General features: G+C 53.6%; 18 protein-coding genes. 9 read left to right on the top strand and 9 right to left on the bottom strand.

What is annotated here, in order from left to right; all coding sequences use genetic code 11:
- Positions 1-73 precede the first annotated feature (73 nt).
- Both CCY01nite_RS24820 and CCY01nite_RS24815 read left to right on the top strand, forming a co-directional pair.
- The gene (locus CCY01nite_RS24820; RefSeq protein ID WP_146867261.1) at positions 74-634 is read left to right on the top strand and encodes a hypothetical protein; all 561 of its coding nucleotides are present in this window, start codon (positions 74-76) and stop codon (positions 632-634) included.
- A gap of 186 nt (positions 635-820) precedes the next feature.
- Complete coding sequence (locus CCY01nite_RS24815) at positions 821-1,786, top strand: AraC family transcriptional regulator (protein WP_186831251.1); 966 nt, start codon at positions 821-823, stop codon at positions 1,784-1,786.
- A gap of 160 nt (positions 1,787-1,946) precedes the next feature.
- Here CCY01nite_RS24815 and CCY01nite_RS24810 read toward each other — a convergent pair whose 3' ends face one another.
- Entirely contained in the window at positions 1,947-2,618 is a 672-nt protein-coding gene (locus tag CCY01nite_RS24810) for a tyrosine-protein phosphatase (protein ID WP_146867259.1), read from the bottom strand.
- Between the two features lie 70 nt (positions 2,619-2,688).
- Between CCY01nite_RS24810 and xerD the strand changes: the two genes are divergently transcribed.
- Entirely contained in the window at positions 2,689-3,585 is an 897-nt protein-coding gene (xerD, locus tag CCY01nite_RS24805) for a site-specific tyrosine recombinase XerD (protein ID WP_146867258.1), read from the top strand.
- Positions 3,586-3,693: 108 nt separating this feature from the next.
- On the opposite strand, the gene CCY01nite_RS24800 is transcribed toward xerD, so the two are convergent.
- Positions 3,694-4,575, bottom strand: a complete 882-nt coding sequence (locus tag CCY01nite_RS24800; protein ID WP_146867257.1) for a hypothetical protein — start codon at positions 4,573-4,575, stop codon at positions 3,694-3,696.
- 449 nt (positions 4,576-5,024) lie between these two features.
- Here CCY01nite_RS24800 and CCY01nite_RS24795 point away from each other — a divergent pair, with 449 nt between their 5' ends.
- From CCY01nite_RS24795 to CCY01nite_RS24775, 5 genes are read left to right on the top strand one after another with little or no spacing between them, the layout of a single operon-like run.
- Positions 5,025-5,414, top strand: a complete 390-nt coding sequence (locus CCY01nite_RS24795; protein WP_146867256.1) for a hypothetical protein — start codon at positions 5,025-5,027, stop codon at positions 5,412-5,414.
- 10 nt (positions 5,415-5,424) lie between these two features.
- Positions 5,425-6,105: a hypothetical protein gene (locus tag CCY01nite_RS24790; protein WP_146867255.1), complete on the top strand. Its 681-nt coding sequence runs from the start codon at positions 5,425-5,427 to the stop codon at positions 6,103-6,105.
- Positions 6,102-6,896, top strand: a complete 795-nt coding sequence (locus CCY01nite_RS24785; RefSeq protein ID WP_146867254.1) for a sensor histidine kinase — start codon at positions 6,102-6,104, stop codon at positions 6,894-6,896. Before CCY01nite_RS24790 ends, CCY01nite_RS24785 begins: the two co-directional genes overlap by 4 nt.
- 17 nt (positions 6,897-6,913) lie before the next feature.
- Positions 6,914-7,573, top strand: a complete 660-nt coding sequence (locus CCY01nite_RS24780) for a response regulator transcription factor (protein ID WP_146867253.1) — start codon at positions 6,914-6,916, stop codon at positions 7,571-7,573.
- Positions 7,574-7,600: 27 nt separating this feature from the next.
- Positions 7,601-8,443, top strand: a complete 843-nt coding sequence (locus CCY01nite_RS24775) for a DUF2911 domain-containing protein (RefSeq protein ID WP_146867252.1) — start codon at positions 7,601-7,603, stop codon at positions 8,441-8,443.
- A 70-nt stretch (positions 8,444-8,513) separates the two neighbouring features.
- Here CCY01nite_RS24775 and CCY01nite_RS24770 read toward each other — a convergent pair whose 3' ends face one another.
- The 5 genes from CCY01nite_RS24770 to CCY01nite_RS24760 all read right to left on the bottom strand — a co-directional run bounded on the left by CCY01nite_RS24770 (position 8,514) and on the right by CCY01nite_RS24760 (position 13,436).
- The gene (locus CCY01nite_RS24770; protein WP_146867251.1) at positions 8,514-10,235 is read right to left on the bottom strand and encodes a sodium:solute symporter family protein; all 1,722 of its coding nucleotides are present in this window, start codon (positions 10,233-10,235) and stop codon (positions 8,514-8,516) included.
- Positions 10,232-10,354, bottom strand: coding sequence for a hypothetical protein (locus tag CCY01nite_RS27015; protein ID WP_262713329.1), 123 nt, complete (start codon positions 10,352-10,354; stop codon positions 10,232-10,234). Before CCY01nite_RS27015 ends, CCY01nite_RS24770 begins: the two co-directional genes overlap by 4 nt.
- A gap of 15 nt (positions 10,355-10,369) precedes the next feature.
- Positions 10,370-10,531, bottom strand: coding sequence for a hypothetical protein (locus CCY01nite_RS26685; RefSeq protein ID WP_186831250.1), 162 nt, complete (start codon positions 10,529-10,531; stop codon positions 10,370-10,372).
- A gap of 1 nt (position 10,532) precedes the next feature.
- The gene (locus CCY01nite_RS24765) at positions 10,533-13,007 is read right to left on the bottom strand and encodes a PIG-L family deacetylase (protein ID WP_146867250.1); all 2,475 of its coding nucleotides are present in this window, start codon (positions 13,005-13,007) and stop codon (positions 10,533-10,535) included.
- A 99-nt stretch (positions 13,008-13,106) separates the two neighbouring features.
- Entirely contained in the window at positions 13,107-13,436 is a 330-nt protein-coding gene (locus CCY01nite_RS24760) for a DMT family protein (RefSeq protein WP_146867249.1), read from the bottom strand.
- Between the two features lie 156 nt (positions 13,437-13,592).
- On the opposite strand from CCY01nite_RS24760, the gene CCY01nite_RS24755 reads away from it, so the two are divergent.
- Complete coding sequence (locus tag CCY01nite_RS24755) at positions 13,593-15,953, top strand: ABC transporter permease (RefSeq protein WP_146867248.1); 2,361 nt, start codon at positions 13,593-13,595, stop codon at positions 15,951-15,953.
- A gap of 4 nt (positions 15,954-15,957) precedes the next feature.
- Here the strand turns inward: CCY01nite_RS24755 and CCY01nite_RS24750 are convergent, their stop codons facing one another.
- Positions 15,958-16,884 carry an aspartate carbamoyltransferase catalytic subunit gene (locus tag CCY01nite_RS24750; RefSeq protein ID WP_146867247.1) on the bottom strand — a complete coding sequence of 309 codons (927 nt, stop codon included), beginning with the start codon at positions 16,882-16,884 and terminating at the stop codon, positions 15,958-15,960.
- Between the two features lie 23 nt (positions 16,885-16,907).
- A complete protein-coding gene (gene pyrR / locus CCY01nite_RS24745) occupies positions 16,908-17,438 on the bottom strand; it encodes a bifunctional pyr operon transcriptional regulator/uracil phosphoribosyltransferase PyrR (RefSeq protein WP_146867246.1) in 531 nt (176 codons plus the stop codon).
- Positions 17,439-17,470 lie beyond the last annotated feature (32 nt).

Here is a 17,470-nt window from a genome sequence, read left to right as displayed (position 1 = left end):
TATTCATAATGTATTTTCAATTATCGATATAAAACAGAATTTAATAATATGACGATCCGGGCGTTATTAGTTTATGAAAGACCTTATCCTGAAAATCGATCTTGGAAGAGCATGGCCCGGCGATCTGAACACCCTCCCTCCATCCTGCAAGGGCTTCGCCACAGCGCGCCCCATCGAACCGGGCCTCTCCCTCTGCACCATCCGCCTCCGCACCCCGCAAAGCCTCTCCCTTCACTTTGACAAACAACCCGGCAGCGATCTGCTTTTTTGCCGTTATGATATGGAAGTACCGGCATTCGTCACCCATACGGCGGACCATCCTGTAAAACAGTCCTTCGGCAACGGCACCTCCTGCCGTCAGCTGATCATCGTTATGACACCGTCCTGGATGACCGCCAACCTCGGCCTGCTCGCCACGCCGGAAGGCAGAATGACGCAGGCTTATAATGCCGGGCTGGCGTGGTTTACGTACCAGGATAAAAACCAGCATGCCCGGAAGCTCTTTCAGCGGATCACGGCGCCATCCCTCGAAAATGTCATTTATAAAGGAATGGTGCTGGAATTGTTCTCTTTTACATGGAGTCATTTAACTTTACAGAAAAGACCTGATACCTATGCCAATAAAATCGCCTGACGCCTGGTAACCCCAGCCGTACCACAATGACACTATTCGAGTAAAAGAAGAATCTGCAGGAGCATAGCCCTTGCCCTGTTCTGTTTTTCTTTGACCCAGTTTTTAACCAAGCCCATGAAGCCAATAAGTCTTAAAATTGATCAGGATGGATCATGGCTCTCTGATTTAGCGGATAACGTCAACGAAATGTCGGGCTTGCATTACCGGGTACAGAACAACCGGTTTGTATTTCCGGCATCGGTGGCGGAAGGGTTTGCCGAAGTGATCCCTGTTGAACGCGGGCTTTCCCTATGTACCCTGGACCTCCTGACGCATACGGAACTGGCATTGATGATCAGCAGCAGGAATCCCGATACCGTGAATTTCCGTTACAATTTAGGAAGCATCAACAGCGAAGAGGCGGTTGGGCCGGAATATTTCAGCACCACCGGCAGCAACCTGCGCTCCCTGCTGGTCTATAAAGCGGGTGTGACCACCTGGCTCAGCGCCCGCCGCGGATCTTACCTCAATTACCTGTTTGTGGTCATGTCCGACGAATGGATGCGCGCCAACATCGGCGAAATGATCATGCCGGACAGCGCGCACCTCATGCGCAGGAACATGCACGATCATTTTTATCTCTACCAGGACCTTGACATGCCCATCTACGCCACCACCCGGCAGATCGGCGACGTGCGCTCCATCGCGTGGGACTGCCGGGCGGTGGCCTATAAAGGGATCACGCTGCAGCTGATATCGCTTTCCTGGAGCAGGATCATTTCGCAGTTCAGGGATACCGGGCAGATCAATATAGCGGACAAGGAAAAGATGGTGACGTTCATGGACCGTATTTTCGCGGACCTTTCAAAGCCGCTGCCGCCGGTGGAAAAGCTGGCCGCCACGATCTTCATGAGCAAATCGAAATTCAACCAGCTGTTTAAAAAGATCTATCAGAAGAATGTATATGAATATTATTCGGAGATCAGGATGCACAAGGCGATGGCCTTGCTGAAAACCGGCCGGTATTCGGTGGCGGAAGTGGCGCACGAGATCAGCTATATGAATCACGGGCATTTCTCCCGGGCTTTCAGCAAGTTTTACGGCATGCTGCCGAAGGACTGCATTCCCAAGATGCGGAACTTCCGCATCCGGCGAAACGTGGGCACCACCTGATAAAAAACCGCTGCGGGTAAAACGTTATTTCCTGCGAGTATTTTATTCAGCCGTTTCATCCCACCTTTGCATCGTGAAACATCAATGTTTTTCATAGGATTAAATCATAGGATGAATAAACAGAGGGATTTAGTTCTCTATGGCTCTCTCTTCTATTTTTTTATATGCTGTTATTCCTGAAAGGATATTCCTGTAAAAGCCTGACGAGCTTTTTGTCTTCGCCGATGGCCTTTATACCGCGGAGATGGCGTTGATGATGAAGGTCCGTTCCTATGAAATCCACCAGCTGCTGATCTATCAGCCACCATGCGGCCTGCTGGATCTGGCGGCCATAGTAGCCGGTGAGCGACAGCAGGTTCACCTGCAGGTCCACCCCACGGTTACGGATATCCCGGTACGCTTCCGGCCGGTCGTGAAAATAGCTGTACCGCTCGGGATGCGCCAGCACAGGGCGGTATCCTTTCGTTTGTATATCGAACAGCCAGCTGTGCAGCTGGAAAGGCTCGCTGATAAAAGATATCTCCACCAGCACCAGTTCTCCGTTCAGCGTCAGCAACGGCGCTTCCATCAGACCGCTGAAATTTTCGTCCATATAATACTCCGCAGCCAGGTGAACGGGCAGCGGCGCATCTTTCAATTGCCCGAAGGGGGCGGACAGCGTTTGTATTGAATTGGGGTACAGCTCCGTCATGATATGTGGCGTGGTAACGATCTTCCGGATGCCAAGCTCCTGCAGCTGTTCGATGAACGACAGCGAGGTGTGAATGTCCGGGGAACCATCATCCACCCCCGGAACGAGGTGAGAATGAATATCTGTGCCAATGGCCTTCAAGAAATCTGTGATGCGTTTTTTCCGGAAAAAGAACATCCTGCAAAGCTATGTTAATTTGTAATTTTATCGCATGTGGGATTCAAATATTGAAGGGTTTAAAGTCTACCTCCGGCTGGAAAAGTCGCTGGCGGCCAATTCCATCGAAGCATACGTGCGGGATGTGCGGCTGCTGACGCAATACCTGCTGGCCGTGAACAAGCCCGTATCGCCGCAACAGATCACGCTGGACGATCTGCAGGCCGCCGTGCAGTGGATCGCTTCCCTGGGCATGAGCGCCACCTCCCAGGCCCGGATCGTATCGGGCATAAAGGGCTTCTTTCGTTTCCTGCTGATGCAGGACATGATATCAGCGGACCCCACGCAGCTGCTGGAAGCGCCGAAGACCAGCCGCAAGCTGCCGGATTTTCTCAGTTTTGAAGAAATAGAAAACCTCATCGCCCAGATCGATCTCAGCAAGGCGGAAGGGCACCGTAACAAAGCCATCCTCGAAACCATGTACAGCTGCGGGCTGCGGGTAAGCGAGGTGATCACGCTGCAGATCTCCCACCTGTACCTGGACGAAGGATTCATCCGCGTGATCGGGAAAGGTGACAAGGAAAGGCTGATCCCTATTGGCGCGGCGGCCATTCAGTATATTCTCATCTATTATAATGAAACCCGGAAAGACATGCCGGCCAAAAAGGGGCAGGAAGACATCCTTTTCCTGAACCGCCGCGGCAGCGGCCTGAGCCGCGTGATGATCTTCCTGATGATCAAGGACCTGGCGGCGAAAGCCCGTATCAGGAAGACCATCTCTCCGCATACCTTCCGGCATTCCTTCGCCACGCATCTCGTGGAAGGCGGGGCCGACCTGCGGGCGGTACAGGAAATGCTGGGGCATGAAAGCATCACTACCACCGAAATCTACACGCATTTAGACCGGGAGTACCTCCGCGACACGCTCCAGCAATTTCATCCAAGATTTTGATCGCTAAACAGGAGAAAGAAAAGAAAAAAACAGCTACCTGTGGGAGGCTTGGCTGAGGGAAGGTAGCTGTTTGTAGATATTGGGGCTTTCCAACATTGGGTGAGACGGCTACATGACGTAGTGGTCTTTATAATTCGCTTGGGTTTTAGTTGTATGAATAAGATCATGGAGCCATCCGGTCAGCCTCGGTTGCTTTTTGACGGCATCCGGCCTGATGAGGATGTTCAGCTTCGAGCAGGGCGCCAGTTGCTGGCGTTCCGGCCGCAGGGCCGTTTCCTTGCTTTCACACCAGATCAGCCGGCTGCCGGCGTACACCTTGAAGTAAACGTCCGGTCCCAGATGCCTGATCCCCTCTTCCCTGATCAGGTGCAGCAAACGGCCGCCACTGACCTCCTTCTCCGAAAAATATATTTTATACCGGCCGTTGTCGCTGGTATCCGCCCAGCCCAGCAACCGGTTATTCCATGCATTATATGCCTCCACTCTCACTGCGCCGATGCCCTGGTGGCTGTTGGCATCCTTTACCGCGCCGGTGATCACCCATGTGCTGAAAGCGCCGCGGATAACGTTCCATTTGTCAGACGGCACCACATAGGCGAAAGCGGCCACATGTTTGTCCTTATTCCTTTTCCAGTGCGGCACGAACGTGCTCAGGTGGTATTGTACCCATCCCTGTTGCCCGTTTTGCCGGCCCTTCAGGTCGTTCAGGCAGATATCCATTTCCAGTGGCTCGGTAAACAGGTGAATGTCTTCCCAGTCAACAGAAAAATTGCCCCGATCATCCAGGGTGGATTCCGCCAGCAGACGCTCCGATTTAGCCAGCACATCCCTTTCGGATACCTGCCGGAGGTCTTTAAAAATTCCGCGTGCCAGCTGCTCGGCGTCATATTGTCCGTCGGGCAGGTAAATCCTGATACGCGCATTGGCAAGGGGTTCAATACAGTCTTCACAAATCAGTGCAGAGATGTTTCCTATCAACAAGTAACTCATGGCGATCTCTTTTGGTTTCAAATTTTGGGGTAACGTTTGTTTCTTTTACCGGACTCCGGGCTCCGGCCGACCCTCTGCTTACTAACGAACAAACGATGGTAGAAAGGCCCAAGTGCGTGAAAAATCTTTGTCTGGAATTAACACGGATGCTTCAAATCCTTTCTTCAAATCGACGCTACAAAGTTTAAGAAGAATCAAATGGTAGTCAAGCGTTCAAACACTGTATTTCGGGAATGCGTATTTCTACGCATTTTAAGGGGGAATCTACGTAAATCAGCTACCCTCCCGCCCTGCCCGGTGCCATCCAAATGCAGTGTGGCATGGGATTGATATTGATTTTCAGGGTATATCGGTAAGCGGGGCTGTGGGGAGGGCGGACTTTGAAAAGTGAGATTTTGTAATAATTTTACCGCGATATTTATTTATTCCCTATTTAAAATCTACACGCAATGTCAAAATTCACAAGAGATGCCGGAGAATTTATCTCCCTCGTAAAAGGTGCAAAGCTTACGCAGGCTTTCCGCATTGACCAGATCGAACACAAAAAACACAAGGATTTTACGATTTCCGCCTTTTTTGGCGAGAAAAAGCTTCACAAGCTGCTCAGCAATCCCGATGCGATCGGGTTGCGTATTTACTATGGACTGGATATAGATGGAGATGGCAAACGTGATAAGAAGTTCGTGATCGTGGCTGTTGATAAGGATGGTAACGACATTCTGCCGTCTTCAGCGCCCGGTTTTAATAAGGATACCGCAGCAGACGATATTCTGGATGACGGTGTTTACTGTCCTTATGACTGCCCGAAGGGAAATGCTTTGAATTCAGATAATGGATAAAGATTAATAAGTGCAGAATATTTTTCTGATTTTCTTTTTTGCGATGTTGGGGATCGAATGTTTACTTTTGATCCCCTTCTCGCAAAAATACAGGCGATTACGGATAGAAGAAAAGGTGGTATTCGCTTACCTTTGCACCAGTATTGTCTTTGCTGCCGGCTCTTACCTGTTGGGATTCATTTTGCGAATGAACAACATGTTATTTGTGGCGGTGATGACGCTCATACAATATTTTGTGCTTTCCCTGTTCTACTACCTCGCTCTGAAGGGCCCACAGAGCAAGAAGATCATTCTGGCCCTCACCCTTTGTGGCGTGCTTATTTTCATTTTTGACATCACAAAATGGGAAGGGCCGAAGCAGTTCAACTCAATATTTGCCAGCTACCGTACGCTTGTGCTGATCAGCTGCGGAATCGCGGTATTTCTTCAATTGTTGAGAGACGAAGACCTTATTGAACGTTCGATCTACATGAACCGTGTTCCTCTTTTCTGGTTCAATGCGGGACTATTCGTACACCTGTGCTGCTCGTTCCTGATCGCCCTTACCTATAACTTCACGCAAAACAGCGTTTATGTTGAATCTTTCCAGAGCTTACAGAAGATCACCCGTTCCCTTAATTTCATTGCTGGCATAATTCAGCTAATTCTTTTTTATATTGGGCTGTCTAAAATCAAAGGAGCGAGAACATGAACCTCGTAGAAATGATACTGGTCGGCACCCTGGTCATGCTCTTACTGGGTATTTTCGTGGTGATACTAGTCGTCCTGCAGCAAAAGCAGGTAGTCCAATACAAGCTGAAACTAAAGGATAAAGACCTTCAGATACAGAAAGAACGCCTGGTAGCCGTATTACAGGGCCAGGAAACAGAGCGCAAACGCATCGCGGAAGACCTCCACGATGAAGTGGGCGCCCAGCTGTCCGTACTCAAGCTCAGCCTGAACGCCCTTCAGCAACTCGCCGGCAACGGTGAAAAGGAACGCCTGCGGGATACAAAAGATCTTACAGACACCATCATCCAGCAGCTGCGCTTCATCTCCCAAAGCCTGCACCCCACCACCCTCGAGAACCTCGGCCTCAGCCACGCGCTGGACTCGTTTTCCAGCCTGATGAACAAGAACAGGCAGACATCCATCGCCTTCCGGACAGACGATTCCGCCTATAAAGTAGACCGGGAGAAAGCCCTGAACGTATACCGCGTAGTGCAGGAGCTGATCAACAACATCCTCAAACACGCGGAAGCATCCAAAGTGGTCATCAGCTACCAAAGCACGCCTTCCCTCCTGACCATCCGCGTGGAAGACGACGGAAACGGCAAGCTGGTTGACGGACTGGAAGCCTCCCGCCGCAAAACAGGCCACCTCGGGCTAAAAAATATCGAAAGCCGCTTGAATATTATCGGGGGAAACATCACCTTTGTGAGAAATTCACCTGCCGGCACCATCGCCGAGATCAAGGTGGAGAATTTTCAGCCTGTTATCTAAGCAAAATCTGATCTCATATGCCATCGCCCATCAAAGTGGCTATTGCCGACGACCATAAAATATTCCGCAGAGGCGTGATAGACACGCTCACTCCCTTCGGCAATATCAACGTGGTCTTTGAAGCGGAAGACGGCGAGCACCTCCTCGAGATCATGGAAAACGATATCCCGGACGTGATCCTGATGGACCTGAAGATGCCGAAGATGGACGGCGTACAGGCCACCATCAAGGTAAAGGAAAAATACCCGGACGTAAAGGTGATCATCCTTACCATGTATGAAGACGATAACTTCATCGTACACCTCGTGGAGAACGGCGCCAACGCCTACCTCCTCAAGAACAGTGAACCGGAAGAGATCTATGAGGCCATCTGCACTACGTTCGACAAAGGCTTTTACTTCAACGAGAACGTAAACCTCGCCCTGCTTAAAAAGGTGCTGCACAAGAACAAGCAACAGTTCAAACCAACCTTCCAGAACAAAGTACAGCTGACCGAGCGCGAAATGGAAGTGCTGCAGATGATCTGCGACGAGTGCACCACGCAGGAGATCTCCGAGAAGATATTCCTCAGCCCCCGCACCGTAGAAGGACTGCGCCAGAAGCTGCTGGAAAAAATGAATGTAAAGAACACCGTTGGCCTCGTTGTATATGCATTCCGCAACGGGTTGATCGAATAGCAAACTATTACCACCAAATAATCTGACATGAAACAATTTTCCATGATCTTATCCGCAGTGACCCTCTGCCTCGCCACCGGTTTCACTGCTGCCGGCCAAGGTATCAAAATGCCGGCGCCCAGCCCTACGCAAACCATCAAACAGGACTTTGCATTGTCCGCTGTGGAAGTAACGTATTCCCGCCCTGCCATGAAACACCGCACCGTAATGGGCGACCTCGTACCTTACGGCAAATTATGGCGTACGGGCGCTAACGGCGCTACCCGCATCAAATTCGGGGAAGACGTGAAGCTGAATGGCCAGCCCGTCGCAGCCGGCGAATATGCGCTCTACACCGTGCCTTCACAGAACGGCTGGGAAATTGTGCTGAACAAGGGCCTGAAGAACTGGGGCATCGACGGTTACAAGAAAGAAGACGATGTGCTGCGCTTCGAAACGGAAGTGGACGAACTGCCCTTCCCCATCGAATCTTTCATGATCCTCTTCGAAAATGTACAGCCTACCTCCATGACCATGATGCTGGCATGGGAAAAAACACTGGTGCCCGTGCAGATCACGGCTGACATTGATGGCAAGGTGATGGCGCAGCTGGATTCTGCGATGAAGACGGACAAAAAGCCTTATTTCCAGGCGGCTTCCTATTACTACGAAACCGGCCGTGACCTGAAACAGGCGCTGTCATTCGCGGATGCCGCCACCAAAGCGTCGCCCGATGCGTTCTGGGTGATGCACCTGAAAGCAAAGATACAGGCAAGGATGGGAGATAAAGCGGGTGCGAAAGCTACCGCCCAGCAATCCATCGCGCTGGCGAAAAAAGCCAATAACGCGGATTATGTAGCGTTGAACGAGAAGCTGATCGCTAATCTGTAAAACCGCTTGTGAAACGGGGCTGACGGAAAAACTCCGGTCAGCCCCGTTCTTATTTGGGTGGCCATCACTTTCAGGCCAGCCCGTCATTGACCGGAGCAACGTCTTCCGGCCTCTTTTTATCGAACAATTGCCATACGGCGGCGATCGCCATCACCAGTACACACCCGATCACATTCAGCCACAGGAACGACACAATATCCGCCATATAGATCGTGATCACCAGCAATTCCGCCACCAGCGCCCCCCAGAAAGCCGCATTCCCCTTCACCCGCTTCATCATGAACGCCACCACAAAGATCCCCAGGATAGTGCCGTAAAACAGCGAGCCCAGGATGTTCACCGCCTCGATAAGGCTGCCCAGCCCCGTTGCGAACTGCGCCACGGCAATGCTGAATATGCCCCATACCAGCGTCCATATTTTGGACATGCGCAGGTATTCGCCGTCCGTGGCATGCTGGTTGATCATCCGCTGGTAAACGTCCACCATCGTAGTGGAGGCCAGCGAGTTGAGCGCCGCGGCAATGCTGCCCCAGGACGCAAGGAAGATGATCGCTATCAGCAAGCCTACCAGCCCTTTCGGCAGGTTGTGCACCACGAAATGCAGGAAAATGTAATTGGTATCGTTGGCTTCCGCCGTGGGGTCTGCTTTCTGGATCAGCACCCGCGCGGAGTCGCGCATCAGCGCCGATGCGTCTTCCACCGACTTCAGCTCCGCCTGCGCATCGCGTATCCGCGCTTCGTCTTTCGTTTTCAAAGCCGCCGCCAGCTTGTGCACATGGTCCTGCTTGCGGTCGGACAGCTCATTGTATTCCTGTTCCAGCGCGCGCATCTGCGGCGCGTAGGCAGAGTTGTACACCTTGCTTACCTGCCCTTCGTTGAAGCTGATGGGCGCGCGGAAATAAAGGTAGAACACGAACACCAGCGCGCCGATCAGCATGATGAGAAACTGCATCGGCACTTTCACAAGGCCGTTCATCAGCAGCCCCATCCGGCTTTCCGTTAATGTGCGCGCGGTGAGGTAACGCCCCACCTGGCTCTGGTCCGTACCGAAATACGACAATGCCAGGAAGAACCCGCCGATCACGCCGCTCCAGATATTGTAGCGGTCTTTCAGGTCAAAATCGGTGACGATCACGTTCAGCTTGCCCATCTTGCCGGACACGTGCAGCGCTTCGCGGAAGCCGATCTCTTCCGGCAACAGGTTCATCGCCATGTAACCGGCCATGAACATGCCCGCGAAGATGATCCCCAGCTGCAGCGATTGCGTGTAAGACACCGCTTTTGTGCCGCCGTACATCGTATAGATAATCAGCAGGCCGCCCATAAAAATGTTCGTATAATAAATGTTCCATCCCATCAACGACGACAGGATAATGGAAGGCGCGTAAATGCTGATGCCGGTAGACAACCCGCGCTGGATAAGGAAAAGGAAGGATGTGAGCGTCCTGGTCTTCAGGTCGAAGCGCTGCTCGAGGTATTCGTACGCGGTGTAGACCTTCAGCCGGTGAAAGATCGGCACAAAAAAGATGCAGATCACGATCATCGCCAGCGGCAGCCCGAAATAATACTGCACGAAACGCATGCCGTCCGCGTAAGCCTGGCCGGGGGCAGACAAAAAGGTAATGGCGCTGGCCTGTGTGCCCATGATGGACAGGAGGATGATATACCAGGGCATGGTGCGGTTGCTGAGGAAATAGCTTTCCATGTCCCGCTGCCCGCGGCTTTTCCAGACGCCATACAGTATAATGGATACTAACGTTAAGGATAGTACGATCCAGTCGAGGTAACTCATGCGTACGTTTTGGTGAACGAATAGAAAAAGATGATGAGCGCCACCAGCCAGGCTGCTACAATAAAGTACCAGATGGACCAGCGCGGGAACAGTGGCGGTTTTTCTTCCTGTTTATTCATCGGCGTATTTTTTAATCAGTTCCTTCTGGACAGCAGGGCGCCGCTCAGCAGGCCAAGCGCCAGCCCTATCAGCAACCCAATGTGCACCCGCTTGATCAGGAAACCGATCAGCAGCCCCAGCCCTATGCAAAGGCCGGCGGATATCCGCGGGCGGCTATTGTTTGGTCTTTTGCTCATCTTATTTCGATATCATGTTCACGAACAGCCGGTATGCTCCCGGAACGCCGGCGGGTAGCTGGCGGAAGAAAGCAAGCCCGGTGTAGATATATTTTCCCTTGCCGTAATGCGCGATGATGGTGGAACCGTTCAGGGCGCGCTCGCCGGGATCGTTCATTTCAAATGGCTTGTCATATGCCTTGTCCGTCTGCGACGGGAAGTACAGCCCGCGTTCCTGCACCCATCCTTCAAAATCCTTTTGCGTGATGCTGTTCGGATAATGGAACAGTGAATCTTTGGGCAGCAGGAACTTCACCGGCGCCAGTTCATTCGTCACGCGGTCACGGGAAAGGCTGAACGGGAATGGTCCCATCTGGTTGGTGACGAGGCCGCCGCTGGTGTTGTATTGTATGAGCAGCGTGCCGCCGTTCTTTACATATTCCAGCAGGCGCGGCTGCCAGTAGCGGAGGCGCGGTTGCGTGTTGTAGGCGCGCACGCCGGTGATGATCGCATCGTATTGCGAAAGGTCGCCGCTCATGATCTCCTTCTCTCCCAGCAAGGTGACGATATATCCTACTTGCCGCAGCGATTCCGCTACTTTATCGCCCGCGCCGGAGATGTAGCCGATGCGCTGGCCGTTGTGCCGCAGATTAACGGTCACCAGCCTCGCGCTGGCGGGCGGAAAGAGGGTGATGGACGGAATATGGTCATACTGGATGGTAATCATGCTGTTCGTGTATTGCTTGCCGTTAGCGTCCGCCACTACCGTCATCGTATCTACGATGTTCTGCCCGTTGATCTTTACGGGCGAAACATGGAACAGTACTTCTGTTTCATCTCCCTTGCTGTTCAGCGTGTAGGGAATGGAAGCCTTATCCGCCCGGAAACCCGCCGGCAGCCGGAGGCTTACGGCGCCGCTGACATTGTTCTTCATGGCGCGGATCTTTACCGGCACGTCCTGCGGTTCGGCTTTTGTGTAGATGAACACCTGGTTGTCCAGCGAAGTGACCACAGGAGGCGCTATCACGAGGGAGCGGTATACTTCTCCCTTTACGGGGTCGGTGAATTTGTACGTGAACGGCCTGGTGACGCTGATCACCTGGTCTGCTATTTTCAGGTGGAAGGTGGCGGCCAGCGCGGGAATATTTTCAGGATGACCTGTCAGCTGCGGGTCGTTGATGATGTAGGTGCCGATGGGATGCGGCTCCTGCAGCCAGTAGGGCTGGGAAATGGCGGTGGCGGCCGGTACCTGTACGGTTGTTGGGATGGATTCAAATTTGTTGAAATCCAGCTGCCGGTTTTCCGCAGTTTCTTTTCCGTTGATGCTGATCTTTTGCAGGGTTACAGGGATTTTGCTGCGGTTGATGAGCTGAAGGTTGGTGTTGATGGGTTCTCCCGGCACGATCTCGCCCTGTGTGGTGAAGGCTTCCATCCAGATGCCGGCGCAGGCGAGTATCAGCCTGTCCGCCTCCTGCAGCTTTTTCGTTTTCCAGTAGCCGTCCGGCAGGGCGCTGATCTTTTTACGGATCGCGATCAATGCGGGCACGCTGGCGGAAGGGTCTTCCGCATTGTAATCATTCAGCGCGGCCTGAATCAGGTCACCGATCCCGTTTCCGCCGTCCACGCGCTGCCAGGTGGTGTTCACGCCGTCCAGCAGGCTTTGTCTGGGCGCTTCTCCCTTGATGGTGGAGAAATATTCTATGGAAGTGCCGCGGGACGCGGCTACGCCGAATCCCTGACTTTTATGCTGCGAGCGGCTTTCCGCGGCGATCTCGCCGAAGCCTTTGCCGAGCAGCGCGTTGTAAGCGCCTACGTCCAGCTTGAACTGGTCTTCCGAGGTGGTATTGTTACCGCCGAAGTTGAACGTGTTCCACAGCAGGCGTTTGGCCTGCCAGGGCTTCACTTTGTCCAGCTGCTCGGGAAACTGTTTCGGATCGGCCGCCGCAATGAATGCTTCGGCGGCGAGCATGGCGGAGGCGGTATGATGCCCGTGCCCCGCGCGGCTGTCCGCCGGAAAGCGGCAGATGATCACATCGGGCCGGAACTGGCGGATCACCCATACGGCGTCGCCCAGTACTTTTTTGCGGTCCCAGATGGAAAAGGTCTCTTCCGGGTTCTTGGAAAAGCCGAAATCATTTGCGCGGGTGAAGAATTGCTCGGCGCCATCAATGCGGCGCGCGGCCAGCAGCTCCTGTGTGCGGATCAGTCCCAATAGCTCGGCCTGTTCATTGCCGATGAGGTTCTGGCCGCCATCGCCGCGTGTAAGGGAAAGATAGCCGGTGCGGTACAGGCTTTCCTGCGCCAGGAAGCCCAGCAGGCGGGTATTTTCATCGTCAGGGTGCGCCGCCATGTACAGCACGCTTCCCAGCGTATTGAGCTTTTTCAGCTGCAGCCGGATCTCGGCGGCATTCAGGGGCGGGGCGGTCTGCGCCCGCAGGCCGGGGATGCTGTACAGCACGGCAGCCGTCAGCCAGCATAGGATGCGGTATTTTAACATGAAATAGTTACCAGTTTAGTCAAGTTGTCAAAAATAGGAATTAATCAGCGGATCAGGTTACCGCTGGTGGATTTGTAACAGGAATATAATGGCGCGCCGCTATTTTCTGAACATGAAATACACCGCCCCGAGCAGCAGCCCGAAAGAAACGAGGTAATTCCAGCGCAGGGGCTCCTTCAGGTACAGCACCGCAAACACGCAGAACACCGTGAGGGTCACCACCTCCTGGACCATCTTCAGCTGAAAGCCGTTGAATCCGTCCGTATAGCCGTAACGGTTAGCGGGCACCATGAAGCAGTACTCAAAAAAGGCAATGCCCCAACTGATAAGCACCACCTTCCACAACGGCACATTCGTGTGCCGCAGATGCCCGTACCACGCGAACGTCATGAAAACATTGGAGACCAGTAACAGGAAAATTGTACGCATAAACGCAATGAGTGATTTTTATGGTCTGTTCCGGAATGAACGGCGGATGACCGTTTGCGGACAGATGGTATAATACAAATGTATATATTTAACTTGTTATCAGTAACTTTTGGATGTGGCATTGCCTTTGAAAACCGGAATGTCTAAATTTCCCGTATGCTCCGCAACTATTTCCTGATCGCTTACCGCAATATTGTCCGGCACAAGCTGTTTTCCTTCATCAATGTTTTCGGGCTGTCGCTCAGCATGGCGCTGTGCCTGATCGTTATTATGCAGGTCAGCCATGATCTCGGCTACGATCATTTCCACCCGCATCCGGAGCGCACTTACCGCATTCTCACCAAGCTGCGCAACCCGCAGGGCAGCGAGTGGAAGTTCGCCAGCTCTCCCCTCCCGCTGCGCAACAGCGTTGCCGGGGAGGCTGAGGCTACGGTGCAGCTGTATCCCGCGCTGAACGGCAAAGCGGGCGGCGGGAACAAAACGTTGCCGCTCAACGGTTGCTTTACAGACCCTTCGTTCTTTACTGTCTTCGGTTTCACGCTGGCGAAGGGCAATATGGCTACCGCATTGCAATCGCCCAACAGCATGGTGCTGAGCCATGAAACGGCGCAGCGGTTCTTCGGCAAGGCGGACCCCATCGGGAAGATCATTACCATGGAAGCGCTCGGCAGCTACCAGGTCACCGGCGTGCTGCAACCGCAGACGGCCAGCACCCACATCGAATTTGACGCCTATGCGTCCGCCAGCACCGTGCCGCGGCTGGAAAAGGAAGGCCGCCTGCCCCGGCGGTCCGACAGCTGGAATTCTTACCGGGACGCCTATACGTATATCCTGTTGCCGGAAAACCGCTCCGAAGCGGCGGTGACGGCCAGCCTGGAACGGCTGGCGGCCTCGCTGGTGGAAGATCCCTCGCAGGGCAGCATCCACTTCCTGCTGCAACCCCTCAACCGCATCACGCCCAGCTGGGACGATGTTTATAACAATTTCCACCGCAGCACTACCTGGGGAAAGATGATGGCCGCGGTGGGCATCGCATTCATCATTTTATTATCCGCCTGCTTCAACTATACGAACCTTTCCATCGCGCGTTCGCTGACCCGCGCGAAGGAAGTGGGCATCCGCAAGGTGTCCGGCGCCACGCGCCTGCAGGTATTTGCGCAATACATCATGGAAGCCGTGCTGGTGTCGCTGCTTTCCCTGCTGATGGCCCTGCTGCTGGTGGAGCTGAACAAGCGCTTTCATGTACTGGATATTATGCCGGAAGTAGTGCTGGACTGGCGCATCTACGCGGCCTTCCTGGCTTTCAGCCTGTTCACCGGGCTGCTGGCAGGGTCGTTGCCGGCGTGGATACTGTCGTCTTTCAACCCGGTGCAGGTATTGAAGAACATCCCTTCCTTCCGGCTGTTCGGCCGCATGAGTTTGAGAAGGGGCCTGCTGGTCTTCCAGCTGTCCCTTTCGCTGGTGATCACGGTGTTCCTCTTTGCTTTTTACCGGCAGTTCACGTACATGGCGGATGCTGATCCGGGCTACGACGCGCAGTTGGTGTTGAGCGTGCAATTGCAGGGCAACCGGGAACAGCTGCTTGCGCAGGAGGTTTCCGCGCTGAGCAGCGTGGAATCGGTGGCCGCTACCTCCCGCAATCCGGGGCGTTTCAATGGCGACCGCATGCCGCTGAGGGTCAGCAAGGATAATGAGCCCGTGGAGCTGGGCTATTTCCATGTGGATGCGCGCTACATTCCGCTAATGGGACTGAAGATGCTGGCGGGCAACAATTTTCTCCCCCGCAGCAGCAGCGCCCAGCTGATCGTCAACGAAAAAGCGGCGGCCTCGCTGGGTTTTGCCACGCCTTTTGATGCGGTGGGACAACGGGTATGGATAAACGATTCCTCACAGGCGCAGATCACCGGCGTACTGAAGGATTTTCATTTTGAAAATATGGGAGCGGCCATAGCGCCGGTGGTCTTCCGGGCGGACACGGCCAATTTCCAGCTGCTGAACATCAGGGTGAAAGCGGGCGCCAAAGCACAGGCGCAGCAGCAGGTAGCCGCCATCTGGAACCGGCTTTACCCGGACCAGCCCGTGCAAACGTATTGGCTGGGTGAAAAGGTGCATGAAGATAACGCGCAGGTATCCAGCATTACTTCCCTGGGTTTCCTGGCGATGATGACGGTCGTGATCGCTATGCTCGGATTGCTGGCGATGGTGATCTATACTACGGCGCTGCGGCGCAGGGAGATTAGTGTGCGGAAGGTGATGGGGGCCGGTGTGCCGGGGCTTGTTCTCCTGCTGTCGCGCGGCTTTATGAAGCTGGTATTGATAGCGGGCTGCATCGCCCTGCCGCTGGGGTACCTGGCCAGCGATCTGTTCCTGCGGAATTTTGCCCTGCGTACGCCGTTCGGCGTGGGCAGCGTACTGCTTTGCTTCCTGGCGCTGGTGCTGATCACCTTGCTGACGATTGTATCGCAGACATGGAAGGCGGCATTGGTGAACCCGGCGGATAATCTCCGGAGCGAGTGAGTGATCAGGCTTCTTTTCTTGCCAGCAGGTACAGCACGGCCATACGGGTAGCCACGCCGTTCTCCACCTGGTCCAGTATGATGGACTGGCCGGAGTCCGCTACGTCGGAACTCAGTTCCACGCCGCGGTTAATGGGACCGGGATGCATGATCACGATGTCTTTCTGAAGGCTGTCCAGCAGCTTGCGGTTAACGCCGTATGCAAGGGAATATTCGCGGAGGGAGGAGAAGAGCGGCATGTTCTGGCGTTCCAACTGGATGCGCAGCACATTCGCCACATCTGCCCAGGCGAGCGTTTCGCGGATGTCATAACTTACATTTACGCCGAGTGCGGGGCCGATGTGCTTGGGGATCAGCGTGGGGGGACCTACGACTGTTACTTCGGCGCCGAGCTTTTTCAGGCAGTAAATGTTGGAGAGCGCCACGCGGGAATGCATGATATCTCCACAGATGGCTATTTTCTTACCTTCCACGCTACCGAGCTTTTCACGAATGGAGAAAGCGTCCAGCAACGCCTGGGTGGGATGTTCGTTGATGCCGTCGCCGGCGTTCACGATGGGCACCTGGATGTGCTTGGCTAGGAAGTGCGGCGCGCCGCTGGCGGAGTGCCGCATCACCACCATGTCCACTTTCATGGACAGGATGTTGTTCACCGTATCGATGAGCGTTTCGCCCTTGGATACGGAAGAACCCGAAGCCGAGAAATTCACCACGTCCGCCCCAAGCCGCTTTTCCGCCAGCTCAAAAGAGATGCGCGTGCGCGTGGAGTTTTCGAAAAATACATTGACGATGGTGGTATCTCTTAATGTGGGAACTTTCTTGATAGGCCGTTGTAAAACTTCCTTTAATTGATCGGCCGTTTGAAAGATGAGCTCTATATCCTGACGCGTCAGATCGCGAATACCCAGAAGATGTTTAACAGACAGTGACATTCTAAGGTGCAAATATAAGAGGTTTATGCTATCAACACAACTTCATCTTTCCCGTCCCTTTCTTTCCAGAGAACTTTTACCCGTTCGGTAATGATGGCGTCGATGGTCCTTCCCGTATAATCCGGCTGTATGGGCAGCTCGCGGCTGAAGCGCCTGTCGATCAGCACCAGCAGCTCCACAGCGGCGGGGCGCCCGAAGTCCAGCATCGCGTCCATCGCGGAGCGGATCGTTCTGCCGGTATACAACACATCATCGATCAGCACCACTTTTTTATTCTCCAGCGAAAATTCAATATCCGTTTCATCCGGCGCCTGCAAGCCCTTCCCGCTTTTGTAATCGTCACGGTAAAACGTAATGTCAAGCCGGCCATAAGGAATTTGCACGCCCGGCAGCAAGGTTTGCAGATTGCGATGTATCCTGTCTGACAGGTAAATGCCGCGCGGCTGCAAACCGATCAGCACCGTATCCGAAAAATTCAGATGGTTTTCTATCAGCTGATGACTGAGCCTGTCGATCGTGATTGCCAGTTGCCGGTCCGTTAAAATAGATTTCAAAACAAACGGGATTTAGAGGTCAAAAATAAGGA

It is taken from the genome of Chitinophaga cymbidii (assembly GCF_007992715.1).
In the GTDB taxonomy this organism is placed as follows: domain Bacteria; phylum Bacteroidota; class Bacteroidia; order Chitinophagales; family Chitinophagaceae; genus Chitinophaga; species Chitinophaga cymbidii.
The sequence above is the reverse complement of the archived record's forward strand: the minus strand, read 5'-3'. Positions and strand labels throughout refer to the sequence as shown.